At 68.7% G+C, this 24,703-nt stretch carries 22 protein-coding genes; 10 read left to right on the forward strand and 12 right to left on the reverse strand.

Annotated features, from left to right (window positions below):
* Positions 1–3: 3 nt before the first annotated feature.
* The 3 genes from GHC57_RS06800 to hisG are packed head-to-tail and all read right to left on the reverse strand — an operon-like array spanning position 4 to position 2,481.
* The gene (locus tag GHC57_RS06800) at positions 4–507 is read right to left on the reverse strand and encodes a UPF0262 family protein (RefSeq protein ID WP_153342511.1); all 504 of its coding nucleotides are present in this window, start codon (positions 505–507) and stop codon (positions 4–6) included.
* Entirely contained in the window at positions 507–1,829 is a 1,323-nt protein-coding gene (gene hisD / locus GHC57_RS06805; protein WP_153342513.1) for a histidinol dehydrogenase, read from the reverse strand. Before hisD ends, GHC57_RS06800 begins: the two co-directional genes overlap by 1 nt.
* Positions 1,819–2,481, reverse strand: a complete 663-nt coding sequence (hisG, locus tag GHC57_RS06810) for an ATP phosphoribosyltransferase (RefSeq protein ID WP_153342515.1) — start codon at positions 2,479–2,481, stop codon at positions 1,819–1,821. The genes hisD and hisG overlap by 11 nt, the downstream gene beginning before the upstream one ends.
* A gap of 548 nt (positions 2,482–3,029) precedes the next feature.
* On the opposite strand from hisG, the gene GHC57_RS06815 reads away from it, so the two are divergent.
* From GHC57_RS06815 to GHC57_RS06825, 3 genes are all read left to right on the forward strand, one after another.
* Entirely contained in the window at positions 3,030–4,058 is a 1,029-nt protein-coding gene (locus GHC57_RS06815) for a hypothetical protein (RefSeq protein ID WP_153342517.1), read from the forward strand.
* 35 nt (positions 4,059–4,093) lie between these two features.
* A complete protein-coding gene (locus GHC57_RS06820; RefSeq protein ID WP_153342519.1) occupies positions 4,094–5,230 on the forward strand; it encodes an outer membrane protein assembly factor BamB family protein in 1,137 nt (378 codons plus the stop codon).
* 64 nt (positions 5,231–5,294) lie between these two features.
* A complete protein-coding gene (locus GHC57_RS06825) occupies positions 5,295–5,837 on the forward strand; it encodes an EF-hand domain-containing protein (protein ID WP_153342521.1) in 543 nt (180 codons plus the stop codon).
* A 42-nt stretch (positions 5,838–5,879) separates the two neighbouring features.
* Here GHC57_RS06825 and murA read toward each other — a convergent pair whose 3' ends face one another.
* The 3 genes from murA to GHC57_RS06840 form a co-directional block, all read right to left on the reverse strand.
* Positions 5,880–7,163 carry a UDP-N-acetylglucosamine 1-carboxyvinyltransferase gene (murA, locus tag GHC57_RS06830; RefSeq protein WP_153342524.1) on the reverse strand — a complete coding sequence of 428 codons (1,284 nt, stop codon included), beginning with the start codon at positions 7,161–7,163 and terminating at the stop codon, positions 5,880–5,882.
* A gap of 76 nt (positions 7,164–7,239) precedes the next feature.
* The gene (dcd, locus tag GHC57_RS06835; RefSeq protein ID WP_153342526.1) at positions 7,240–7,797 is read right to left on the reverse strand and encodes a dCTP deaminase; all 558 of its coding nucleotides are present in this window, start codon (positions 7,795–7,797) and stop codon (positions 7,240–7,242) included.
* 280 nt (positions 7,798–8,077) lie between these two features.
* Entirely contained in the window at positions 8,078–9,526 is a 1,449-nt protein-coding gene (locus GHC57_RS06840; RefSeq protein WP_153342528.1) for an aminotransferase-like domain-containing protein, read from the reverse strand.
* Positions 9,527–9,712: 186 nt separating this feature from the next.
* Between GHC57_RS06840 and GHC57_RS06845 the strand changes: the two genes are divergently transcribed.
* The gene (locus GHC57_RS06845; protein WP_246152183.1) at positions 9,713–10,738 is read left to right on the forward strand and encodes a threonine dehydratase; all 1,026 of its coding nucleotides are present in this window, start codon (positions 9,713–9,715) and stop codon (positions 10,736–10,738) included.
* Positions 10,731–11,450 (forward strand): alanyl-tRNA editing protein, encoded by a 720-nt coding sequence (locus GHC57_RS06850; RefSeq protein WP_153342530.1) that lies wholly within the window; start codon positions 10,731–10,733, stop codon positions 11,448–11,450. The genes GHC57_RS06845 and GHC57_RS06850 overlap by 8 nt, the downstream gene beginning before the upstream one ends.
* A gap of 19 nt (positions 11,451–11,469) precedes the next feature.
* Here the strand turns inward: GHC57_RS06850 and GHC57_RS06855 are convergent, their stop codons facing one another.
* The 3 genes from GHC57_RS06855 to GHC57_RS06865 all read right to left on the reverse strand — a co-directional run bounded on the left by GHC57_RS06855 (position 11,470) and on the right by GHC57_RS06865 (position 14,711).
* The gene (locus GHC57_RS06855) at positions 11,470–11,937 is read right to left on the reverse strand and encodes a helix-turn-helix domain-containing protein (RefSeq protein WP_343031131.1); all 468 of its coding nucleotides are present in this window, start codon (positions 11,935–11,937) and stop codon (positions 11,470–11,472) included.
* A 330-nt stretch (positions 11,938–12,267) separates the two neighbouring features.
* A complete protein-coding gene (locus GHC57_RS06860; RefSeq protein ID WP_170294728.1) occupies positions 12,268–13,146 on the reverse strand; it encodes a class I SAM-dependent methyltransferase in 879 nt (292 codons plus the stop codon).
* Between the two features lie 152 nt (positions 13,147–13,298).
* Positions 13,299–14,711, reverse strand: a complete 1,413-nt coding sequence (locus tag GHC57_RS06865) for an oligosaccharide flippase family protein (RefSeq protein WP_170294729.1) — start codon at positions 14,709–14,711, stop codon at positions 13,299–13,301.
* A 432-nt stretch (positions 14,712–15,143) separates the two neighbouring features.
* On the opposite strand from GHC57_RS06865, the gene GHC57_RS06870 reads away from it, so the two are divergent.
* The 3 genes from GHC57_RS06870 (at position 15,144) to GHC57_RS20420 (ending at position 21,068) form a co-directional block, all read left to right on the forward strand.
* A complete protein-coding gene (locus tag GHC57_RS06870; protein WP_153342535.1) occupies positions 15,144–18,587 on the forward strand; it encodes a LamG-like jellyroll fold domain-containing protein in 3,444 nt (1,147 codons plus the stop codon).
* 76 nt (positions 18,588–18,663) lie between these two features.
* Positions 18,664–19,557, forward strand: coding sequence for a peptide chain release factor N(5)-glutamine methyltransferase (gene prmC, locus GHC57_RS06875; protein ID WP_153342537.1), 894 nt, complete (start codon positions 18,664–18,666; stop codon positions 19,555–19,557).
* Positions 19,558–20,207: 650 nt separating this feature from the next.
* Positions 20,208–21,068 (forward strand): DUF4167 domain-containing protein, encoded by an 861-nt coding sequence (locus GHC57_RS20420; protein ID WP_170294731.1) that lies wholly within the window; start codon positions 20,208–20,210, stop codon positions 21,066–21,068.
* 61 nt (positions 21,069–21,129) lie between these two features.
* On the opposite strand, the gene GHC57_RS06885 is transcribed toward GHC57_RS20420, so the two are convergent.
* Together GHC57_RS06885 and GHC57_RS06890 are read right to left on the reverse strand one after the other, a co-directional pair.
* Complete coding sequence (locus GHC57_RS06885; RefSeq protein ID WP_153342540.1) at positions 21,130–21,414, reverse strand: hypothetical protein; 285 nt, start codon at positions 21,412–21,414, stop codon at positions 21,130–21,132.
* A 122-nt stretch (positions 21,415–21,536) separates the two neighbouring features.
* A complete protein-coding gene (locus GHC57_RS06890) occupies positions 21,537–22,136 on the reverse strand; it encodes a gamma-glutamylcyclotransferase (RefSeq protein ID WP_153342543.1) in 600 nt (199 codons plus the stop codon).
* 131 nt (positions 22,137–22,267) lie between these two features.
* Between GHC57_RS06890 and GHC57_RS06895 the strand changes: the two genes are divergently transcribed.
* Complete coding sequence (locus tag GHC57_RS06895) at positions 22,268–23,590, forward strand: DUF2125 domain-containing protein (RefSeq protein ID WP_170294732.1); 1,323 nt, start codon at positions 22,268–22,270, stop codon at positions 23,588–23,590.
* Positions 23,591–23,635: 45 nt separating this feature from the next.
* On the opposite strand, the gene GHC57_RS06900 is transcribed toward GHC57_RS06895, so the two are convergent.
* Positions 23,636–24,040, reverse strand: coding sequence for a carboxymuconolactone decarboxylase family protein (locus tag GHC57_RS06900; RefSeq protein WP_153342547.1), 405 nt, complete (start codon positions 24,038–24,040; stop codon positions 23,636–23,638).
* A 238-nt stretch (positions 24,041–24,278) separates the two neighbouring features.
* Here GHC57_RS06900 and GHC57_RS06905 point away from each other — a divergent pair, with 238 nt between their 5' ends.
* A complete protein-coding gene (locus GHC57_RS06905) occupies positions 24,279–24,662 on the forward strand; it encodes a GcrA family cell cycle regulator (RefSeq protein ID WP_153342549.1) in 384 nt (127 codons plus the stop codon).
* Positions 24,663–24,703: the final 41 nt, after the last annotated feature.

Below are 24,703 nucleotides of genomic sequence, written 5' to 3' on the forward strand. Positions count from 1 at the left end.
CGGTCAGGCCTTGATATGCAGGACGCAGATCAGCGTGAACAGGCGCCGCGCGGTGTCGTGGTCGATCTCCACCTTGCCGTCCAGACGCTCGCGCAGCAGGTCGCTGCCCTCGTTGTGGAGCCCGCGCCGGCCCATGTCGATGGACTCGATGCGCGACGGCGAGGCGCCGGACTTGATGGCGCCGTAGTAGCTCTCGCACACCATGAAGTACTCTTTCACGATGCGCCGGAACGGCTTGGTGGAGAGCAGGAAGCGGTGCAGGGGGGCGCCGTCCTCGGCGCGCACGTCCATGACCAGACGGTCGTCCTCCAGGCTCAGGTGCAGCACGAACGGCCCGCGCGCGCCCTTCAGGCGGAAGCTGTTGTCCTCCAGCAGGTCGAAGATCGCCACCGCGCGTTCGTGTTCCACCTCGGGCCGGCGGCGCACCAGGGTGGTTTCGTCCAGGCGGACGTCAACCAGCCGTTCGTCGGGACGGAACGTCCCGCCGGATGCGCCGGCCCCCAGCATCACGCGCCGTCCCGGGCGTCGGGGCGTGGCATGTTCAGGCGGAGGGCGACCGACAGGCCGTGCGCCTGCAGGCCCTCGGCCTCCGCCAGCCGCACGGCGGCCGGCCCGATGGTGGCCAGGGCGCTGGAATCGCAGCCCAGCAGCGTGGTGCGCTTCATGAAGTCGAGCACGCCCAGCCCGGAGGAGAACCGTGCGCCGCGCGACGTGGGCAGCACGTGGTTGGGACCGCCCACGTAATCGCCCACGGCCTCCGGCGTGTGCCGGCCCAGGAAGATCGCGCCGGCGTGGCGCACCCGCGCGGCGAGGGCATCCGGATCGCCGACGGCCAGTTCCAGGTGCTCGGGCGCGATCCGGTTCACCAGCGGCGGAGCCTGTTCCATCAGGTCCTCGACGACGATCAGCGCGCCGTGCCGGGCCCAGCTTTCGGCGGCGATGGCGGTGCGCGGCAGGGTCTTCAGGTGACCCTCGACGGCGCGGCCCACGGCGGCGGCGAAGTCGGCATCGTCGGTGATGAGGATCGCCTGGGCGGCTGCGTCATGCTCGGCCTGGCTGAGCAGGTCGGCGGCGATCCAGGCCGGATCGTTGCCGGCGTCCGCCACCACCAGGATTTCCGACGGGCCCGCGATCATGTCGATCCCGACCGTGCCGAACACCTGCTTCTTGGCCGACGCCACATAGGCGTTGCCGGGCCCCACGATCTTGTCCACCGGCGCGATGACCCCGGTGCCGTAGGCCAGCGCGCCGATCGCCTGGGCGCCGCCGATGCGGTAGATCTCGTCCACCTCGGCGAGGCGGGCGGCCGCCATCACCAGCGGATTGATGATGCCGTCGGGAGTGGGCACCACCATCACCAGCCGGCCCACGCCCGCGACCTTGGCCGGGATGGCGTTCATCAGCACCGAAGAGGGATAGGCCGCCGTGCCGCCCGGCACATACAGCCCGACCGCGTCCACGGGCGTGTGGCGCTGACCCAGGCGCACGCCAGTCGGGTCGGTGAAGGCGATGTCGGTGGGCTTCTGGTGTTCGTGGAAGCGGGTGATGCGCTCCGCCGCCACGTTCAGCGCCGCCAGCGTCTCCGCGTCCACCTGCCCGGCGGCGGCGTCCACGGTCTCGTCGTCCAGGCGGAGGGCATCGGTCGTCAGATGCACCCGGTCGAAGCGCTGGGTGTACTCGACCACGGCGGCATCGCCGCGCGCCTTCACGTCGGCCAGGATGTCGGCGACGACGGGGTCCACGCTGGTGTCGAACTCGGCCCGCGCCGCCAGCAGGGCGGCGAACGCGGCCTCGAAGTCGGGGTCGGCGGTGTTCAGCTCAACGGGCATTGTTGACGGCCTCGGTCATGGCGTCGATCCAGTGGTTCAACTCGGCGGCGCGGGTCTTCAGGGCCGGGCGGTTCACGATCAGGCGCGACGTGATGTCGGCGATGTGCTCGATCTCCACCAGTCCATTGGCCCGCAGCGTGCTGCCGGTCGAGACCAGGTCCACGATGCGCCGGCACAGGCCCAGGGCGGGGGCGAGTTCCATCGCTCCGTTCAGCTTGATGCATTCGGCCTGCACCCCGCGCGCCTGGAAGTGCCGGCGGGTCACGTCCGGATACTTGGTGGCGACCCGCACGTGAGACCACCGGGAGGGGTCGTCATGACCGCTCAGGTGTTTCGGTTCGGCCACAGCCAGTCGGCAGGCGCCGATGCCCAGGTCCAGCGGCGCATAAAGCTCGGGATAGCCGAACTCCATGATGACGTCCTGGCCACAGATGCCCAACTGGGCGGCGCCGAAGGCCACGAAGGTCGCCACGTCGAACGAGCGCACGCGGATCAGGTCGATATGCGCATGGTTGGTATGGAACCGCAGCGCCCGCGACTCCGGATCGGTGAAGGCGGGTTCGGGCTCGATGCCGACGGCGCGCAGCATCGGCATGGCTTCGGACAGGATGCGGCCCTTGGGCAGCGCGATGACCAGTGTGTCCCGGGACATGAAACGGCTCGGCAGGTGGACGGTGGGGAAGATCGGCCTCCGAACAGGATGACCCTGTCCGGAGACCGGCCGGCGGGCTCGACGCCTGTTTAGCACGGCCACGGCCCGGGTTGCCAAGCATGCGCGCAGGGCGGGGCCGCTTTCTGGCGTTCGCGCGCGGCCGGCGGGCAATGTGGGTGCGGTGCAGCACATTTTCTTACAAGTCACGACTTGATTCGCGACATATGATTGCGGTAACGAGAACGGTGCGGGAACAAAATAACAAGGATGGAACCCGCCACAGGCACCAGGGGGAGACACAAGGGGGGTGGCGAACGGTTTCGGTCAGTGAATGGCTTCGCTCAGGCCAGTCGGTCGGTTGAGCCGTCCGGAAGGCGGCGGTCGCGGTGCGGCCGGCGTGGGGCTCCGGACTCCCGTGAGGGTTCCCCTGGCGCATTCCGCCTATGCGATCAGGGAGACAGATCATGGAAAGACGAGAGACGCACGGTCCGGCGCGGAGCCCTTTGGGGGGACTCGGGAGCCTGTGGGACCGTCCGCTGATGGGGATCATGGGGACCGCGGCCGGCGCCCTGGTGTGGGCTTCAGTGACCACATCGGCGGCGTGGGCCGCCCAGGACGCGGGGGAGACGCACGCGGTCGACACCGGCTATGTCGAGCCTGTCCGGATGGCCGACAGCGGGTCGGCCGGCGAGGGCGGCATGGACCCGCACGACGAGGCCGAGGAGCACGACGAGGCTGAAGAACACGAGGAAGAGGACGGCCACGACGAGGCGGCGGAACACGGCGGCGGGTCCCAGCACGCCGATGACGTGCTCAGAAACTACTACGCCACGTACGACGAACGCTACGGCAACGGCACCGGCCCCGAATACGCGGTGCAGCGTCTGGTGCAGCAGCGGGACATCACCATCCCGTATGATTACATCTCCATGTTGATGCGGATTCCGAATGCGTTCGGTGAGGGCGCGGCCTGCGTGCTGTGCCATTCGTCCAACACGCCGCAGCACAGCTATCGGGGCCTGGACCTGTCCACCTGCGAGGGCATCAAGCGCGGCGCGATGGAGCCCCCGCAGCGTGTCATCTTCGAGCCCGGCAAGGCCTCTGAGAGCCGCCTGCGCCGCCACCTGCGCAACAACCGCATGCCCTTCGGCGTGCCGTTCGATGCGCCCACCGACACCGCCAACATCCGCGCGGTCAAGCAGTGGATCGACGAGGGCGCCCGGGACGACGACGTCTTCCGCCAGACGGTGCTGCCGCTGTTCAAGGACCGCACCGCCTTCGGCGGGTTCCAGGCCTGTACCGAGTGCCACATGTCCAACCAGGAGCCGCCCAGCTTCCACGAACTGGACCTGACCAGCTACGACGGCGTCATGCTCGGCGCCGACGCCATCGCCAAGGCGGAGGAGGGGCTGCCGCCCGTCAGGATCGTGTTCCCCGGTGATGCCGAGGGCTCGCCCCTGTACCAGCGTCTGGTCGAGAACCGGATGCCCGCCGGAATCGAGCCGAGCGAGAACCGGGACCATCCGAACCTGCAGATCCTGATGCAGTGGATCGACCAGGGCGCGCCGTGCGACTGATCGGACGCCTCGGCGCGCGGGGGCGGGGCGGCGCGATGCGCCGTCCCGTCTCCGGCCGTCGGGGGGTTCTGCCGGCCCTGATGGTGCTTCTGCACGTGACGGCCTGGACCGGGCCGGCGGCGGCGGGTGATGCGGTCCGGACCGTGTGGCGCGTGATCTCCGACAACGGGATCCTGGTCCCGGCGGCGCTGGACGCGGGCACTCTGTTCGCGGCCGGCGACAGCGCGGCCGAGGCGTGGACCCTGGCCGGGGATCTGGTCTGGCGGACGACGGTGCAGACACCCGCGCACTATCGCCCCCGGGTGTCCGGGGGGCGGGTCGCGGTGGTCGGGCGAGCGGGCCTGGCCGTTCTGGATGCCGCCAGCGGCCGCGTTCTCTGGGAAGCCCGGCCCGAGACGGCCTTCGGCGCCCCCTTCCTTCACGACGGCCGTCTTTTCCTGGGGGACGGCTCCGACCTCGCGGCGTTCCGGGCGGCGGATGGCACGCCGCTGTGGCGGCACAGGGTCGAGGGCAACGCCAAGGTCCATTACGCGCCGTCGGCGGTGGGCGGCACCCTGTTCCTGGGTGCGGGCGATGGCCGCCTGGTCGCGCTGGATCCTGCGACGGGGGCGGTGCGCTGGTCCGTGGACCGGGGCGGCCTGTGGCAGTACCTGCGGCAGATGGCGGCCACGGCGGACGGCCGGGTGCTGGTGGCCGGCGGGTATCAGGATGACCTGTACGGCCTGACTCCCCACGACGGCGCCATTCTGTGGCGCCATGACGCCGGCAACTTCATCAACAGTCAGCGGGTCGCCGGGGGCCGGGTCTATTTCTGGTCGCCCACCGGCTGGATGGAGGCCCTGGATGCCCATTCAGGCGCGCGGGTGTGGCGCACCCGCACCCATCGGTTCGGGTCCGATGGCCGCGACGACTGGGGCATGGTGATGGCCGAGCCCGAGGCCGACCGGGCGCGCCTGTGGGTGCTGGACATGGCCGCCACCCTGCACGGGCTGGACCTGGATACGGGGGCCGAGGTCGCCACCGTCCGCCTGCCGTTTCCCGCCCGGCCGTTCGTGGTGCCCGTCGGGGACGGGACGGACGTGATCGTGGGCAGTCTGGGGGGTGAGCTCGCCCGCCTGCACGTGCCCGGCCCGACAGGGACTCGACAGGACGCCCCGCTGAGCCCAAATTAAGACAAATGCCAGCGTCTTGAACCGACGGCCCCTCGGGGCGTCCATCGGGGAACGGAGGCAGCGCATGCTTGTCGAAGCCATCCTGGGCACGCTTTATGATCGGTCGGCCGTGACGGAGACCGCGCGGACGGTGCTCGCCCAGCGGTTCCAGGCCGCCGACGCGGATGGCAGCGGGGGCCTGTCGCGCGCCGAATTCGCGGACATGCGGGCCAATGGCCCCGGGCCGGAGGGGCCTGGCGGCGCACGCCTGACCGAAGACGAGGCGTTCGCGCAACTCGACGCGAACGCCGACGATGCGCTCAGCCTGCCGGAACTGCAGTCCGGGCCGCCCCGGGCGCTGTCGGGTCTGGTGTCGCCGGAGATGATGTCCGCCCTGCTGACGGCGCAGGAAGACGCGCCCGCACCGGCCGCACCCATCGTCACCGCCCTTTCGGCGGGCCGGTATGACCCGGACGCCGGCGCCTTTGATGCGGGCTCCACGGCCGGCCTGCTGAACAGCGGCCGCCGCCTCGGGGATGAGGACGAGTCCGGACCGCTCCGCACCCTGGCCGACACCACGGCGGGCGTGCGCGATGATATCGGGCCGCCCACCGGGCCGGGCGGCTGAGGGCTGTTCGGTCGCGGCCGTGATGCGTGACGGATGGCGGGATCAATCCCGCAGGCGGGCGATGGTGGCGCCGCAGGCGGCCAGCTTCTCTTCAACCGTTTCGTAGCCGCGGTCCAGGTGGTAGACGCGGTTGATGGTGGTCTCGCCTTCGGCCGCCAGCCCCGCCAGCACCAGACAGACCGAGGCCCGCAGGTCGGTCGCCATCACCTCGGCGCCCGAAAGCCGGGAGCGGCCGCGCACAATGGCCGAGCCGCCGTGGATGTTGATGTCCGCCCCCATGCGGGCCAGTTCCGGCACATGCATGAAGCGGTTCTCGAAGATGCTTTCCGTAATCATCGACGCCCCCTCGGCGGTGGCCATCAGGGCCATCCACTGGGCCTGCATGTCCGTCGGAAAGCCGGGGTAGGGCTTGGTCATCACGTCCACGCCGACCAGGGCGCGGTCGCGGGCATCCACCATGAACCCGTCGTCATGGCGGGTGACGGTCGCGCCGGTCTCCTCCAGCGCCTCGATCACCGCATGCAGCAGGTCCGCCCGGGTGTTGCGCAGGCGGACACAGCCGCGCGTGATCGCGGCGGCGAGGGCGTAGGTGCCGGTCTCGATGCGGTCGGGCAGGATGGCATGGGTCGCCGCGTGCAGGGCGGGCACCCCCGTCACCCGCAGGGTGTTCGTGCCGATGCCCTCGATCCGCGCCCCCATGGCGGTCAGGCAGGCGGCGAGGTCGGCGATCTCCGGCTCCCGCGCCGCGTTCTCGATTACCGTTTCGCCCCGGGCCAGGGTGGCCGCCATCAGCGCGTTCTCGGTCCCGCCCACGGTCACGGTGGGGAACACGATCTCCGCCCCGACCAGCCCGCCCGGGGGCGCCGTCGCCTCGATGTAGCCGCCCTGCAGCTCGATGCGCGCCCCCAGGGCCTCCAGCGCCTTCAGATGCAGGTCCACCGGCCGCGTGCCGATGGCGCAGCCGCCGGGCAGCGAGACGCGCGCGTGGCCATGGCGGGCGAGCAGGGGGCCGAGCACCAGCACGGACGCCCGCATCTTGCGGACGATGTCATAGGGCGCGGTGTCGCTGGCGATGGTCCGCGCGTGCAGGACCAGGCGGCGCGACTCCCCGGATCCGTTGCCGAACGACGCATCGGCGGCCGCCCCGTGCTGACCCAGCAGGCTGGTCATGGACTCGATATCGGCCAGCCGGGGCACGTTGGTCAGCGTCAGCGGCGCATCGGTCAGCAGGCACGCCGGCATCACCGCCAGGGCCGCGTTCTTCGCGCCGCCGATGGTGATGTCGCCCAGGAGCGGCCCGCCGCCCGTGATGCTGATCCGGTCCATGCCTGGGGTCCTTCCTGTCTGCCCCCGGGCGGGGCCCGCCGGCTCCGGATCCAGCAGGGCCTCGGCGAGGAGCGCGTCAGAGACGGGGGAGTGTGACACCTTGTTGTCCTTGATACTTGCCCTTGCGGTCGGCGTACGACAGGGCGCAGGGCTCGGCCCCCTGCAGGAAGATGAACTGGCACGCGCCCTCGTTGGCGTACACCTTCGCGGGCAGCGGCGTGGTGTTGGAGAACTCCAGCGTCACGTGCCCTTCCCATTCGGGCTCCAGGGGGGTGACGTTGACGATGATGCCGCAGCGGGCATAGGTGCTCTTGCCCAGGCAGATCACCAGCACGTCGCGCGGGATGCGGAAGTATTCCACCGTGCGCGCCAGGGCGAAGCTGTTGGGCGGGATGATGACGTGGTCCTGGGCGTCGCGGTTGACGAAGCTCTTGTCCGAGAAGTGCTTGGGGTCCACCACCGCCGAGTCCACGTTGGTGAAGACCTTGAACTCGTTGGAGACGCGGGCGTCGTAGCCGTAGGACGACAGCCCGTAGGAGATCACGCCCGCCCGCTCCAGCCGGTCCACGAACGGCTCGATCATGCCGTCGCGTTCGGCGCGCTGGCGGATCCAGGTGTCGGGCATCACGGGCATGGTCGGGTCTCGCCGTCAGCGGTGGTGTCGCCGTCGTCCGGGGGGTCGGAGGGGGCCGCCGCCGACGGCTCTTCCGCCCGCGCGCGCACCTGGGCCTTGCGGCGCGCCAGATTGGCGCGCAGCGCGGCGGCGCTGCGGTCTTGGCGGTCCTGTCTGGGGTCCTGTCTGGGGTCCTGTCGGGAGTCCTGCCGAGAGTCGCTGGGGCGCCCGGATCCCGGGGGTGAGGCGGGGTCTGTCATGGCGGCACTCTGACCAGATGACAAGACGGCGTCAAGCGGCCTCACGGCCCCATGGCGCGGGCGGCGGGGCCCGCGCTCAGCACCGCGCGCACCACGCCCAGGGCGTGCCGCAGCCGCGCCGGATCCGGCTCCGCGCCCAGGCACAGGCGCACGGCCTCCGGCATGGTCCCGGGACCCACATGGAAGACGGCGGCCGGCTGCACCAGCACGCCGCGCCGGGTCAGGGCATCGCGGAACGTTTCGGCGCGCCAGGGTGCGGGCAGGGGCAGCCACAGGTGGGGCGTTCCGGGTGCGCCCTGCCAGGGGAGGCCGTCCAGGGCCTCGGCGGCGAGGTCCAGGCGGGCGGCCAGGGCGCGGCGCTGGCCCTGCACCAGGGCGTCGGCGGTGCCGTCCTCGATCCAGCGGGTGGTGATCTCCACGGTCAGGGGCGTGGCCATCCAGATGGTGGCGCGCAGGCACGCGGCAAACAGGGCCCGCCACGGCGGCGGCACCAGCGCGAAGCCGGTGCGCAGGCCGGGGGCCAGGGTCTTGGCGGAACTGGTCAGGAACACGGTGCGCGCGGGGATCAGCGCGGCCAGCGGCGGCGGCCGGTCGGCCGGCAACAGGCCGTAGATGTCGTCCTCGATGACGGCGAGGCCGTGGCGCGCGGCGACCCCTGCCAGGGCCTCCCGCCGGGTGGAGGAGGCCACAACCGCCGTCGGGTTCTGCAGCGTGGGCATGCAGAACAGGGCGCGCGCCCCGGTGCGGGCGGCGGCCTCGTCCACCGCCTCGGGCACCAGCCCTTCAGCGTCGAGCGCCACGCCGTGCAGGGATACGCCCTGCCGGTCCGCCAGCAGCTTGAGGTTCGGATAGGTCAGGGTGGCGCACAGCAGCGTGTCGCCGGGCCGCAGCAGGGTCATCAGCGCCACCGCGAGCCCGTGCTGCACGCCGGCCGTGATGACCACGGCGTCCGGGTCGTCGTGCGCCCCCGCCCGCGCCATCCAGGCGGCGGCGGCCGCGCGGTGGCGGGTTTCCTCGTGGTGCAGGTGGTAGTCCAGCAGCGGCGCCAGAGCGGCCGGCGCGGTGGACAGGTCCGCCAGCGTCTCCGCCAGCCGGCGGCCCAGGCCCAGCGGGACCGGCAGGTTGGGGCCCAGATCCACCGGCGCGCCGGGGTCCGCCGGCACCCCGGGCGCGTGCGTCTGGGGGAAGTCGAACGTGAGCGGCCCGCGTGGCGGCGCGGTGGCCGCCGGCTCGGTCGGGTGGGGGGCACGGGCGAAGGTGCCGCGCCCCACGGTGCTTTCGGTCAGGCCACGCCGGGCGGCCTCGGCATAGGCGCGGCTGACGGTGGTCACCGTGACCCCCAGCGACTCGGCCAGCGCGCGGTGGGTGGGCAGGCGGGCGCCGGCGGGCACGCGCCCGTCCGCCACGTCCGCCGCCAGGGCATCGGCGATGGCGCGATAGACCGGCGTGTCGGGCGCCAGCGCGCGGGGAGTCCAGGCGGCGTCGCTCATGGCGGGACGGGGGCCTTTCAGGGCGATTGTCAGTATGACAATCTAAGCATTGACAGCCGAACAATGTCAAAGGGAGACTTGGGAATGCGGAACAATCCACGCACTCCGGGATGATTGAGGTAAGACAATGATCGAGAGCCGGGGGGCGTGCCGTGCCGTTTCCGTCCTGACCGGAGAGATCACGCCATGACCGCCATGCCCCGACAGGCGCCCGAACCCGACGGCCGCGCGCTGGTGGGCCGCGCCGAGCTGGAGGCCGCCCGCGCCCTGCTGGACGGCCTGCTGAGTCCCACGCCGCAGACCCGCTGGCCCCTGCTGGACGAGGCGACCGGCTGCGAGGTCCTCGTCAAGCACGAGAACCACAATCCCACCGGCGCGTTCAAGGTGCGTGGCGGGCTGGTCTACATGACCCGCCTGAAGGCCGAACGCCCGGACGTGTCGGGGGTCGTCTGCGCCACGCGCGGCAATCATGGCCAGTCGGTGGCGCTGGCGGCGGCCCGGGTCGGGCTGACGGCCACCATCGTCGTTCCGGGGTGCAACAACCCGGAAAAGAACGCCGCCATGCGCGCCTATGGCGCCGAGGTGATCGTCCACGGATCCGATTTCGTCGAGGCGTCGGATCACGCCAAGGCGTTGGCCGCCGAACGCGGTCTGCACCCGGTCCCCTCGTTCCATCCCTGGCTGGTGGCCGGCGTGGGCATCTATGCGCTGGAGCTGTTCACCGCCGCCCCGGACCTGGAGGCCGTGTTCGTGCCCATCGGCATGGGCTCGGGCATTTGCGGCGTGGTCGCGGCCCGGGATGCCCTGGGCCTGCGGACCAAGGTGTATGGTGTGGTCAGCGAGACAGTGGACGCCTACCGCCGCTCGTTCCTGGCCGGCGCGCCGGTGCCCTGCGACTGCGCCGACACGCTGGCGGACGGCATCGCGGTGCGCGTGCCCAATCCCACGGCGCTGGAGGCGATCCTGGCCGGGGTCGCGGACGTGCTGACCGTCAGCGATGCCGAGATCCTGGCCGCCATGGGGCGCTATTTCACCACCGCGCACACCATCGCCGAGGGGGCGGGCGCCGCGCCCTTGGCCGGGCTGATGCGCTATCGCGATGCCCTGGGGTTGACCGGCCGGCGGGTCGGTCTGATCCTCTCGGGCGGCAATCCCGACCGGGCGCTGTACGCCCGCGCGCTGGCGACGATGGAGCAGGGGGACCATGACTGAGGAACTGTTCCGGACCGACTCCTACCTCACGACCTGCGAAGCCACGGTGATCGCGGCCGCGCCGGAGGGCATCCGGCTGGACCGGACCGTGTTCTACCCCATGGGCGGCGGCCAGCCCGGCGACACCGGCCGTCTGGTGGTCGCCGGCGCGGGGACGGAGGTGCCCATCGTCGATACCCGCAAGGACCCGGAGAGCGGTGATATCCTCCACCTGCCGGGCGAGGGCGCCGTCCTGCCGGCTGTGGGCGCGACGGTGACGGCGGAGATCGACTGGGACCGGCGGCACCGCCTGATGCGGATGCACACCTGCCTGCACCTGCTCAGTTCCCTGGTGGCCGGCGGGGTGACCGGCGGCAGCGTGGGCGACGGCAAGGGCCGACTGGACTTCGATCTGCCCGAAAAGACCGTGGACAAGGAGGGGCTGACCGCCGCCCTCAACGACCTGATCGCGCGGGACGCGCCGGTCTCCATGCGCTGGATCACCGATGACGAGCTGTCGGCCCAGCCCGAGCTGGTGCGCACCATGTCGGTCGCGCCGCCCACGGGCTCCGGGCGGGTGCGGCTGATGGAGGTGGCGGGGATCGACCTGCAACCCTGCGGCGGCACCCACGTGGCGCGCACGGGCGAGATCGGGCCGGTCGTGGTCACCAAGATCGAGAAGAAGGGCCGCCAGAACCGGCGCGTGAATCTGGCGTTCGCGCCGGTCGGATAGGCAGGGGGGCGGGCGCGGCCTAGTCGTCGGGGACGGGTTCGCCCTTCTTTTCCTTCAGGCCCGACATGGAGCACAGCAGGGCCAGCGCCTTCTTGCGGATGTCGTCCGACGGCAGCTTCCAGTAGGCCGTGACCAGGTTGATCTGCTCCGTCGGCACGGTCGAGGGCGCCTCGAACGTCGGGCGCGGCTCGGCCACGCCGTGGCCCTGGGGGCGGTCCTTGATGAAGTCCTCGATATGATCGAAGAAGAAGTTGATGGGCACGCCCATCACCGAGGCGATGTCGTACAGGCGGCTCGCGCTGATGCGGTTCGCCCCGCGCTCGTACTTCTGGATCTGCTGGAAGGTCACCCCGACGGCCTGGGCAAGTTGCTCCTGGCTCATGCGCAGGTGCAGCCGCTGGGTGCGCAGCCGTTTGCCCACGTACACGTCCACCGGGTCGGGATGGGAGCGCCGGCCCTCGTCCTGATCGTACGTTACTTTGTTCACGGCCGAGACCCCTCCTGCCCGGTTGCGGTGGCGGAGCCCGTGTGTCCGACGGCCCCGGTCCTGCTGTTCGCGGTTGTCCCGCGAAAAGTTGTAGTGCACACGTAGCGTGGCCTCAACGACTTTCCGCGCACGGGCAGGGGATGCGCGTGATCCTGGCAGGGCGGGACGACGGTGCAGGACGGCGTTTGCGTGGCGACGGTGAACAGGTGCCGCGATCCTTGGTGGAGCAGCGCCGGTTCGGTCGCGTGCGTTGCGTCGGTCCCGCTGTTCATCCTGCGGGCGCGTGCCCTTGGTTCGGCGCCAGGGCGTTCATTGAAAAGTGTGCCCAAATCAATCCAGTTTGTGTTCAAGCTCGACGATATCCTGGAAGAAAAGGGCCGGCTGGTCTTTCCAGGATCCAGAGTGAAACCGAGAAATGCGCAAGCCGGCCTTCTCGATCGCATCCAGGAAGGCATGCTCCCGAACGCCTATTGCAACTTCCGGAACGCTGACCCAGGCAGGACACAGCCAATTTTTACTTCCATACGCACCTTTATCGAATATCCACTTGTTTTTTTGTTGGGGATAGTATGGTGAAATCTCATCTGTTTTTCTCGGCAACGCGGCGTCATAGTCCTTGTCCAGGACAAAGAATGAAATGACGGCCTTCCCCCCAGGAGAAAGAACTCTTTTGACTTCACTCAAGTAGAAGACCCAATCTTCTTCCCGCAGGTGAGTCCATACGGAAAGCGCGGTTACCATATTGAAAGAGTTATCCTCAAGTGGCCAAGGCTGGAGGTTGTTTGCCTCTTTGCTCTTGTAGTATGAGTTGTTCGTGCTGTAATAGACAAAGGTCGCATTATCTTCCTTGTATGTGCTCTTGCATATGTCAATGCAACGTTTGCTCAGATCAAGGCCAGTATAATGGTCTTCTTCGTTCATGCTTGGGCGTGCCGCCAAATACAAGCGGCCGACTCCGCATCCGACATCCAGTATCTTTAGGGGCCGCTCTGCAGGCAAGGCAAGCTTCAGAATGCCTTGAAACAACCCGACTGTATAGCACCATTCTCCATAGGTTGTCGTCCCAAGTCCGCCCTGGCGCTTCTTGTATTTTGGAATATCTGCCAATCCAGGAGCACGGCTCAAATTAGAATGCTCATAAATTCGAAAGATAGATTCAACTGTACCATAAGTCAGGTTGCCCAGTTTTCGAGCGATCCTGTTAATCATTACCATTCTCCTAGGCGTCTGAGCGTTTGTGATTGATCTTGTTTTATGTCCGCGACAGACGCGATATTAATACTCTGTCTCGAACGAAGCCACCAATTCCTAACAACGGGGACATACTTCTGCGCCCCAGAAAAGGAGAAGAGAGATCTTGACTAAGCCAACTTTTTCTTAAGGCGGGTTGAAGCGCCACGATACATCCAGGTCCAAAAATCGACGCAAGACGCAAACAGAAAGACGAGCAACCCTGTGGCGGTCACCTGGATCCACCAATAGTCAAATGGCAACATTCGAGCAGACAGTACCACAGATGCGATCGCGATTGCTAGAGCTGCAGGGAGCCACATGCGGTTCGTCGCTTTCCTTAGGGCCAGTCGGTACCGGACCAGTGCGATGCCCACGCCATAGGCAACGACCTCGCCCGCGGCGGCGATGTAGATCAGCGCCAGAATGGTCCCTCCTGACACTGCGATGCCAAGGGCAACGGGCACAAACGCCATGCGGACGGCGTTGCGGATCGTTACGTTTATGGTGCGGCCGCCGGCCACGGCCACCACGACGGGTCCAACGGAGGCGAAGCGCGCCCCGAACATCACGCAGAGCGGCACGATCCACGGCAGACCCGCGGCGAACTCCTGTCCGAACGCGAGCAGAAAGGCCGGCTCGCCGATGAGGGCGCCGCCGATCATGACGGCGCAGCCCAGGACGAGGTTGGCCTGGAGGGTCTCGGAACAGCGCCGTTCAAACAGCACGGGGTTGTCCCGCTCCCGAGCAATCAGGGGCAGGAACAATTGCCGCATGATATTCGCCCCGGTGCTGACGGGCGTCATGAAAAGGGTGAAGGCGGCGGTGAACACGCCCAGTTCAAAAGCGGAGAACTGGTTGGCGATGATGATGCGATCCCCCTGCGTGTTCAGGAACATCAGGATGTTCGCGGCCAGCAGGGGCGCGCCGAACAGGATGGCGCGCTTGAAAATGGGAATGTCCCACCCGAGCCGGAACCGTTCCGAGGCCAGGACATGGCTGAAGACCGTGCGCACGCCGGCGTCGATGCAGATGATCCACAGGATTACGCGGAAGTCGCCGATCCAGGCGGCCAGGGGCCACAGGAGCAGCAGCGTGCCAAGCACCGTCAGGAACTCGGCGAGCACCTGCCGTCCGAACCGCATGCCGCGCTGTTCGCGCATGATGTCCAGGTGGAAGAAGCCCCGGATGAGGGGGACGACGGCGAGGAGTTGATAGGCCCAGCCCAATTCCGGAAAGCCGAACAGCAGCGCCAGCAGATCGCCGCACAGGTAGACGATCCCCGCGATGAGGATCGAGCGGATCACCACCAGCGTCTGGATGGCGGAGACGAAGCGCGGGTTGTTGCCCTCGCGGTCCTGGACCACCATGCGTTCGAGGGCCAGATCGCTCACGACCTCAACCATGCTGGCGGCCAACACGAACGTGCCCGCGATGCCGTAGTCCTCGACGCCGAGCAGGCGGGCCAACAATACATTGCGCAGGAACCGCAGCAGTGCTTCCGAGGTGCGGCCGCCGAGGAGGACCAAGGTGCTTCTGACCATCCCGTTCATATGCCTATGGATGTGAACCGTCCTTGGGGTCGAAGGCCGGTTCTTGTGAGTCCGGGCGTCATGGGTCCCATCACTGGCCGCTGAGTGCAAGCACGCCATTCCGGCGGCGCGACGGATCGCATGATCGCGGGCTTCCGCCTCGCTGCAGGACTGTTTCCATCGGGTCGGCCAAGGAGTCCAGTCGCCATCGTCGGAGACGTGGGCCGTGGCGCGGCCGTCGGCGCCCCCTGGGTGAGCCCGGTCTGAACATGGTCAAAATAATGCCAAAATTCAGGCTAAACTGCCGCCTGAAATCAAAATCCAAGCCAAATCAAAAAATTAAAGCTGATTCGTGAGAAAAAAATATGGCCTTGGGGGGAATTCTGTGACGACGCCCGAGAAGATGGGCGAACTCCTGAAATTCAAGTTTAGAAAGAGGGGACTATGACAACCTATCACGCCACGAACAGTGAAGAACTGAATTCGATTATTGAAAAAATAAGAGGTGGCGAGACAATCATTCTTGAAGGTGGTCATTATGGCACGCTGAAACTGGTCGGTGGCAAAGCGCCGAATCTTCAAAACTTGTCTTCTACCGTGACGATTGTATCAGAGGATCCCAATAATCCTGCCACGTTGTCCGGCCTGGGAATTCATGACGCGATCAATCTGACATTCGACTCCATCGAATTTTCCTATACGTTTGTTGAGGGTGACACATCCAGGACCAAGCCCTTCTCGGTGACCGAAGCGGCGCGCATCGAATTCCGCAACGCCAGCTTCACCGGCGACGTGGCCAGTGGCACCGGCTCCCACGCGGACGGCTACGGCACGGGCTTCGGGCTGAATGTCCGCGCGAGCCGGGACGTTGTCATTGAGGACAGCACGTTCGACACGTTTCATCGCGCCGCGGTTTTCGGACAAGTGGATGGCCTGACCGTCACCGGCAACACGTTTTCCAACATGTCGTCCGACGGGGTGAACTTCGCGGCCGTCACCGGCGTGCTGATCGAGGACAACCACTTCCACGACTTCCGGAAGCACCCCGACGATCCGAGCCACATGGACTTCATCCAGTTCTGGACCAACGGCACCACCAGCCCCACCACCAACGTGGTGATTCGCGGGAACATCCTGGATCGCGGCGACGGGGACGCGACCCAGTCCATCTTCATGCGCAACGAGGTCGTGGACTCCCAAGACGGCGGCTACGACATGTACTACCGGAACGTGTTGATCGAGAACAACGTCATCCACGCGTCTCAGGCGCACGGAATCACGGTTGGCGAGACCGACGGTTTGGTGATCCGGAACAACACCATCGTGCAATCGGAGAACGGGGATACGGCCACCGTGGCGATCCCGAAGATCAACGCCAATGGCGAGTCCTTCAACGTGTCCATCACCGGCAATATCGTGCCGTTCCCGCCGGTTCTGCAGACGCGCGATCCGAGGAGTTCGCTCGGCGACAATTATGTGACGCAGGCCGCCGATCCGAATGCGCCGCACTACGTCCAGAGCGTGTTCGTGGACTCCCTGGGCGGGCGCACGGTCTCGGTGCCCGAGGATCTGCAGGTCCTGCCCGGCAGCCCGGCCGCGGGCTACGGCGCCAGCCTGACACGCTTCGATGCGCGGCCGGATGCCCTGACCGCCGCCATCCACTTTCAGGACAACGAGGTGCTGACGGGCGAACCCATGACGTTCGACGCCAGCCTGAGTCGAGGGCCGGGCGGTCCCGTGTCCGGCGATTCGGCGGCCTTCACCTGGACGATCCGCGATGCCGAGGGCACCCAGGTCGCGACCCAGACCGGGCCCCGCGCCGCCTTTGTGACGGAGGTCCCCGGTCTCTACACCGCCGAGCTTACGGTGACCGGGGCCGACGGCACGCAGGCGACCAATCTGACCCAGGTCCACGTCGGCGACAGCGTGCTGATGGCGCTCGACTTTCAATCCGGCCGCATTGATGACCTTTCCCTCTACGACGGGGATGGATCGGCCGTGTCAGGTGCGGTGTTCGCCACCGTCGAAGGGATCACCGCCCTGAACCTGTCCGAAACGCAGGGTCTGAACCTTGATCTGGGGCCGAACGAACACCTTTACGGGCTGGACGGCTTCACGCTGGATTTTGGCCTGCGCCGCGCCTATGCGCTCGACGGGGAAGGCGACATCTTCCGGATGCATCAATCCTTCACCGTGTCCGTGACGGAGAAGGCCGAGATCGCGGTCTGGATGGCCACGCAGGATGGCCAGGACGTGACCATCGTCACGCGCGGGGCCGCCCTCAAGAATACCGACTGGCACCATGTGGCTGTCAGCTACGACTCGGCGGCGGGTGAGTTGGGCATTTATGTGGACGGCCGGCTGGTCGGCGCCGGCGACATCTCCGGGACGACCCTCCTCCGGGCGTCCTGGGACCCCCATATCGGTAACGTCTGGAAGGGCGGGGCTCTGGGGTATCTGTCGCACCTGACCCTGTCGGCCAACGCCAGCGACACGGCGGACGTGCGCGCGTTGGACAGCGCGTTCGACGCCTATCTGACGGGCGCCGGCGCGTCGGTGCCCGAGGTCCTGACCTCGGCCGCCGCCGTCGCGGACCCGGTCACTCCGATCGATCCGGTGGACCCGCCGCGCGGAACGGGGCAGCCCGAGACCCGGTTCGCCTTTGCCGCCGATGCCTACGACCCCGCCACGGTCAGCCTGGAAGGCGAAGCCGCCGTGCGCACTGACGCGGACGGATCCCGGTCCGTGCACACCGCCGACGGCTATGTCAGGGTCCGTGATGACGCGGACATGATGGGGCAGGACCAACTGAGCGTCTTTTTCGATGTTCGCGCCGATACGGTGCCGGGTCAGGAGGCCCGCCTGTTCTGGCACCATTTGAACGTGGGCGTGATCCTGGGGGACGACGGCGATCTGGTCTTCAGATTCATGGACGGTGACCGTCAGACCGTGACCGTGTCCGACCCCGGCCTGACCGATGGCGGTTGGCACCGGCTGGGCTTTTCGGTCGACACCGACACCGGGGCCTTCCAGGCCTATATGGACGGCGCGCTGATCGCCAGCGAGACCTTGCGTGGCGTGTCGCTGGCGGAGACCTCGGATTACGAAATCTGGTTCGGGGGCACGGCCTGGGGGCGAAGTCTCGACGGCGCCGTGGACAATCTGGCGATTTACAACGCCCATGTGGATCGGGAGACGGCCGCCGTCCTGTCGGCCCTGACGCCGTGGAGCGCCCCGTCCGATGTGTCCGGACCCGGGTCGCTTCAGGCCGCCCTGAGCTTCGATGGGGTGCAGGCTCTGGATGGCCAAGGCCGCGCGGCGGCGACCCTGGAGGGGGGCGCCACGATGGTTCGCGACGCCGGTGGCGGCGCAGACGGACCGGGCTACGTGGACACCACGGATGGGTATGTGAGCTTCTCGGACACATCAGGCCTGACCGGGACCGACCAGCTCAGCGTGTTCTTCGAATTCCGGACGGATGCCGCGCCGTTCGAGGACGCGCGCCTGTTCTGGCACCACATGAACATGGGGGTGATTCTGGGGCAGGACGGGGATCTGGCCTTCACCTTCCTGGACGGGGACCGTCAGACCGTGACGGTCTCGGATCCGGGCGTGATCGACGGCCAGTGGCACACGGTGGGATTTGCGGTGGATGCGACAACAGGGGCCTTTCAGGCCTATCTGGACGGCGCCCTGGTGGCGGACGAGGTCCTTTCGGGGGTGTCCCTGGTCGAGACCTCCCGCTACGACCTGTGGCTGGGCGGTACGGACTGGGGCCGCAGTCTGAGCGGCGATGTGGGGTCCCTGGCCATCTACGACGGGTTCGTCGGCCACGACATTGCGGATGCGGTCGTCGCGCCCGTCGGCGGGGATGGTCTGATCGGATAACGCGCCGGGGCACGGGCCGGGGTCTGGGCCCCTCTTCGGCGTTGCGGGCGCGGGCGCGCTGCCGCATGGTGTCGCCATGTCTTCCCGTCCTGCTTCCTCCGACGCCGCGCCCACGCTCGGGCAGGCCCTGTCCGATGTCGTGCGCCGGCTGACCGAAGCCGGCGTGCCCGAACCGCGTCTGGATGCCCGGCTGCTGGCGGCGCACGTGCTGGGGCTGCCGTCGCCGGGCGCTCTGTCCGTACGGATGGGCGATCCCGTCCCGGAGGGGGCGGACTGCGCCCTTGCGGCGCTGGTCGCACGGCGGGCGGCGCGCGAGCCGGTGGGGCGCATCCTGGGCCGGCGCGGCTTCTGGACTCTGGACCTCGCTCTGGGGCCGGACACCCTGGAGCCCCGGCCCGATACCGAAACGGTGGTGACCGCCGTGCTCGACCGCCTGCCGGATCGGGGGGCGCCGCTGACGCTGCTCGACCTGGGCACCGGGACGGGCGCGATCGTGCTGGCGCTGCTGGCGGATCTGCCTCGGGCGCGGGGCATCGGCGTCGATATCGCCCCCGGTGCGGTGGCCGTGGCCGAGGACAACGCCCGCCGGCACGGTCTCGCGGACCGGGCCCGGTTCCTCTGCGCCGATTGGGCGGACGGACTGGCGGAGGCGCCGGGGCCGTTCGATGTCATCGCGTCCAATCCGCCGTATATCGAGACCGCCGCGCTGGACACCCTGGATCCCGAAGTGCGCGGCCATGATCCCCGGGGGGCGCTGGATGGCGGCGCAGACGGCCTTGCGGCCTACCGGACCCTGATCCCGCTCGCCGCGGCGCGGCTGGGACCGGGCGGGTGGCTGGCCCTGGAGGTGGGGGCCGGACAGGCGGCGGCCGTCTCGGCCCTGGTGGCCGCGGCCGGGCTGGGCGCGCCGGCCCTGGTCCGGGACCTGGCGGGGATCGACCGCTGCGTCATCGCCCGGCGCGACGGCTGACCCGACCGGGGCGCGATGGGCGGGCCTGCCCTGCCGTGACGCGGAAGAATCACGCACGTGCGGCGAAAAAAGGCTTGGAATGCCGCCGCGTTCGCCCTACGGTCTTTCCGACACGCCTGCTGGCACGTCGTAACCCGTTGGCGCATAAGCCATGCACGCGGGTGTCTTCGAATCAGGCGTTCGAATGGTGGGCTTGGGAATTTCCCGCCCAACCCAGGCGACGAGGATGCCCGAACGTGGTCCGGGGCCCTGGGTGCTCCAGACCGACGAAAACGGTCCCCTCTCTGTTCCCGCGAGAGACAGGTCGCGCGAAGCTCTGCGGCGCCCCAGTCGGGGCATGGGTTTCCGTCCAGTCCTCAGGGCAACCGATGACGGACAGGGCTGGTCCGGCGACCGGCGCGGGCCGAGAGAACGGCGCCGCGGTTCGGCCGGATCGGGTCGGGCAGGACGCTCCGCCGAGGGACGGCGGACCCTGGCCGGAACCAGCGCCATCGGGGCTGCTGCACTTGGAACGGGCCGGAGGGCGTGCCCCCGGCCAGGACAGGACCGGAGTGCGGTCCGAATGCCGTGTCGATCCGGCTCCATCGGTTCTTCCGGACGGTGATACAGGCAGAATGTGAACCTCATCTCGAATCGAACTTGACGGACTCATGAAACAAGGCTCGAACACCAGGGGACGCCCTCGCGGCCGTGTCGGCGGCGGAAGTGGCGGCAAGCGGACTCCGAACAGGAACCAGACCTTCGACAGCAACGGGCCGGGGATCCGGCTGCGGGGCAATGCGATGCAGCTGGTGGAAAAGTACACCGGCCTGGCCCGCGACGCCGGGTCCCAGGGTGATCGGGTCTTGTCCGAGAACTATTTGCAGCACGCCGACCACTATTACCGTGTCTACATGGCCCTGACCGGCCAGGCGGATGCGGCCCGTCCGGGACAGGGCGGGGGGGCGCGGCCCTCCAACGCCAACGGCGGCGCCGACGACATCGGCGGCTTCGAGGGCTCCGGCTCGCGGCGTGACGGTGACGGCACGGGCGACGCCGAAGGCGACGATGACTTTGCCGCCGACGCCCCACGGCGTGGCAACGGGCGCGATCAGGTCGGTCGGGATCGTGGCCGTCGCGGCAACGGGACATCGCGCGGGGGCGCGTCGTCTGACGAAGCGCGGACCATGTCGGCCGGCAACGATGGTGAGCCCGGCGGCGACGGTGACACCGACGCCCAGGACGGGGCGGACGAGTCGGCCCGTTCGGACGAGGGCCAGGCGCCACGCCGACGCACCTCGCGTCGCTCGGTCCGGTCCTCGACCCGCTCGGCCGGGCGCGATGACGGAACCGCCGAGGACAGCGGGTCCGGCGACGAGGATGCGTCCGCCACGGCGGGTGAGGACGCGGCGCCGCCCCGCCGCAGCCGCCGCAATCCGCGTCGCACCGCATCCTCGGGCGGCAAGGGCGCCGATGGCGAGCGCGCGGCCGAGGCATCGGATGGCCCGGCGGCGGACGGCTCCTCGGCCTGACCGATCCCGCGATCCGGCACCCCGGGCGTCGTCGCGACGCCCGGGCCCGGACGGGCCGCGCCTACTTCTTCGGTGAGATCATCACCATGAACGGGATGTCGCCGTGCGCGAGGCGCAGGGCGCCCATGGCCGTGACCACCTTCAGGTCGCGGTTCTTGAAGGCCGAGTAGATCTCGTAGCCGACGTCTTCCTTCGGCAACTCCACGTGATCCACGTGGTCCATGAACCGGGCGATGAGTTCCATGCGCGGGCGGTCGAACAGGGTGTCGTCGGCCTCGAATTCGTAGGTCGCATCCGGGCCGGCGGCGGCGTCGAGCATCTGGGCCATATAGGTGATGGTGGCCATGGCAGCGGGTCATCCTTGTTTGGGCGGGGGCCGCGCGGGCGGGGCGGTGTGCCCACGGCAGGGTAGCCTAGTCCAGGACCGGCGCGCGGACCAATGCGGCGGTCGCGGCCGTTCGTCAGTCTTCATCGAACCGCAACAGGGCCGCCGGCCGCCCGCCGGCCGTCCACGTAATCCAGCAGATCATGCATGTGGCCGTCGCGGATGCCCAGCGCGTCCAGATGCTCCACCGTGCTCGCCAGATAGTCCCGGGCCGAGCCCTTCGGCCCCACGCCCTGGCGCAGCAGGCGGATGCGGTCCTCCAGGCTCAGGTGCCCGGCGTACTGGTCGTGGCGCGGATCGGCGACATAGGTGTGCACCATGACCCGGCGGCCGTCGTCCAGGCGCACCCGCAGCCGGCGGGGGATATAGGCGTATGTGGTCATCTCCCGCTCATGCAGATAGGCGCTGACCTCCGGCCACCGCTCGGGCGCCACCCGGTAGGCGATGCCCCGGCACGAGCCGCGCCCGCGCAGGCCCAGGACGAGGCCCGGACGCTCGGGCGTGCCCCGGTAGCGCAGGGACAGCACGCACATGTCGCGGTGATAGCCCGACAGCAAAGCGGCGTGGCGATCCTCGAAGACGAACCCGGGATTCCACATCAGGGACCCGTATCCGAACACCCAATACGCCCCGTCCCCTTCGGTGGTCGTCGCCGGGTCCCCGATGGCTCCGTTGCCCGTCATGTCCGCTCCCGTGTTCTGCCGCGACGGAACCGTGCCGCCGATTGACCGATGCGATCGCACCCAGGGGTCGTGTATACCATCACCCCCGGGGGGGCATGCCAACCCCTCGCCGCGACACGGGAGATCTCGACATGCGACAGCCGCGATCCAGCTCAGACCGGACCGCCGGGTCCGCGCGGGGAGGCCGCCGGGAGACGGCGGATCGCCGAACGGGACCAGCCGGACGCGACGGCAAGGCGGCGCGCGCTCCGGAAGACGACGCGGCGGGCAAAGGGGACGCCCCGGCTGGCAAGACGCGCCGTCGGCGGCGGCGCTTCCGGCTGTCTCCGCTGGTGCTGGCCAACATCCTGTTCGGGCTGCTGCTGCTGGGGTACGGCGGGGCCTGGGTGGTCACGGCGCGCGGCATGCAGAGCGGCCTGGAAGCCTGGGTGGCCCAACAGCGGGCGGCCGGTGTTGATGTGACCTACGGGCCGGCCGAGATCGGCGGCTTTCCTCTGAAGGTCACGGCCACGGTCGAGGACATGCGGGCGCAGGCCACGCCGGAAAACGGGGGCTGGACCTGGAGTACCCCAAGGATCCGGTTCGAGGTGGCGCCCTGGAACCCGTCGAAGCTGACGGTTCACCTGCACGCGGCTCCCCATCAGGTCACGGTGCCGACCCGGGGACGGACCCTGCGGTTCAGCGGGCTGGCGGGCGAGGCCACGTTGACCATGGCCCTGCGCTTCGACGGGCCGCCGGACGGGGTGGGCCTGACCGTGCGGGATGCCGTGGTGGAGTCGCCGGCCTGGCCGGAGGGGCCGGTGACCCTGGCCGCGCTTGACGTTGCGTATACAGCGAATCAACAAAAGGGGTTTTTTGACGATGCCGTGCCGGAAGAGGTGTCCCAGTCCCTGACCGGCCGCCTGGAAGGCCTGCACCTGCCCGCGGGTCCCGAGGGACCGTTCGCCGCCACGGTGCAGACCGCCGGATTGGACGCCGACGTGATGGGTCCGCTGGACCTGACCGAACCGCTGGAGACGGCGTTGCGGTCCTGGAAGGCCGAGGACGGACGCCTGCGCGTGAACAGCCTGTTCGTGGAGTGGGCGCCGTTGACCATGGACGCGGGCGGGTCGCTGGCCCTGGACATGGCGCTTCAGCCGGAAGGGACCCTGCGGACCCGTGTTTCCGGCTTCCTGCAGACCATCGACGGGCTGGCCCGCGAGGGGGTCATGCGGGGCCGCGACGCCACCATGGCCAAGGTCGTCCTGGGCACGATGTCCCGACCGGGACCGGAGGGAGAGCCGGTTCTGGAAATCCCCGTGGTGCTGCGGGACGGCATGCTGTGGGCCGGCCCCATCGCCCTGATGCCGCTGCCGCGCATGCCCTGGGGGCCGCCGCCGGGCAGTCTGGGCGACGCCGGGGTGCGGCCGGGCTTCACCATCGACCGCGACGGCGCCGTGATCCCGAATGAATAGCCGGCGACTTGTCGCCCACTCCGGCGAGTCGCGTCGGCTCGACGGCTAGCCATCCGCCTGGAACGCAGGATCCACCGGCACGTCCATGGCGCCGAGCAGCGCGTTCAGCCGCGATGCCGTACCCACCACGCGCAGCAGATCCGCGTGCTCTTCGGGGGTCATGCCCTTGGCCTTGGCGGCGGCGGTGTGCGAGTGGGTGCAGTATCCGCAGCCATTGGCGATGGAGACCGCGACGTAGATCATCTCCTTGGTCTTGGGGTCGATCGCGGAGGGCGTGGCCATCACCGCCTTGACCTCGGACCACACACTCTCCAGAAGGGCGGGGTCGAAGGCGAGATACCGCCAGACATTGTTGATGAAGTCGGTGCCGCGCGTGGCGCGGATGTCGTCGAAGACCGCCTTGACGCGCGGGTTCTCTTCGGGGGCGGCGGGCGGCGTGATGGTGGCCATGGCGCTGTGTCTCCAGGTGCGGTATCGAACGGGGCGCGAGCGGCCCGGGCCGGGATCGACCCGCCGGGGTCGGGACGTCTGGGGCCGGGCTCACGGGTTGCCCCAGCATGGTGACGGGGCTCCCTGGCCGATGATATACTCCGAATGATGGGCAGGAGGGCGGCCATCAGTCGGGCCGGACGCCTTTGGTTGATAAAGCGCGTGTCAGTGCACGCTTTCCGTGGAGGACCAAGTCGAAATGACCGTCGTGTGGACCGATGAACGGGTCGAGGAACTGAAACGCCTCTGGGGGGAGGGGCTGACCACCGGCGAGATCGGCAAGGCCCTGGGCGTGTCCAAGAATGCCGTGGTGGGCAAGGCGCATCGTCTCGGGCTGAAGGGCCGGCCGTCTCCGATCAAGCGGGCCAAGCAGACCAAGCCCAAGCAGGAACCGAAGATCCGCTCCGTGATCGACCTGTCCGCGCACACCTGCCGATGGCCGATCGGCGATCCGCGCGAGCCGGGCTTCCACTTCTGCGGCAAGCCCGCGATTCCCGCCAAGCCGTATTGCCCCGAGCATGCGGCCGTCGCCTATGTCTCCTCGTCCAGCCGTGGCAGCAACAAGGACGAGGACGCCGCGTGAAAAAGGGCGGATGAGTATGACTCATCCGCCGAGCGGCACCG

It is taken from the genome of Roseospira navarrensis, from assembly GCF_009601025.1.
GTDB lineage: Bacteria > Pseudomonadota > Alphaproteobacteria > Rhodospirillales > Rhodospirillaceae > Rhodospira > Rhodospira navarrensis.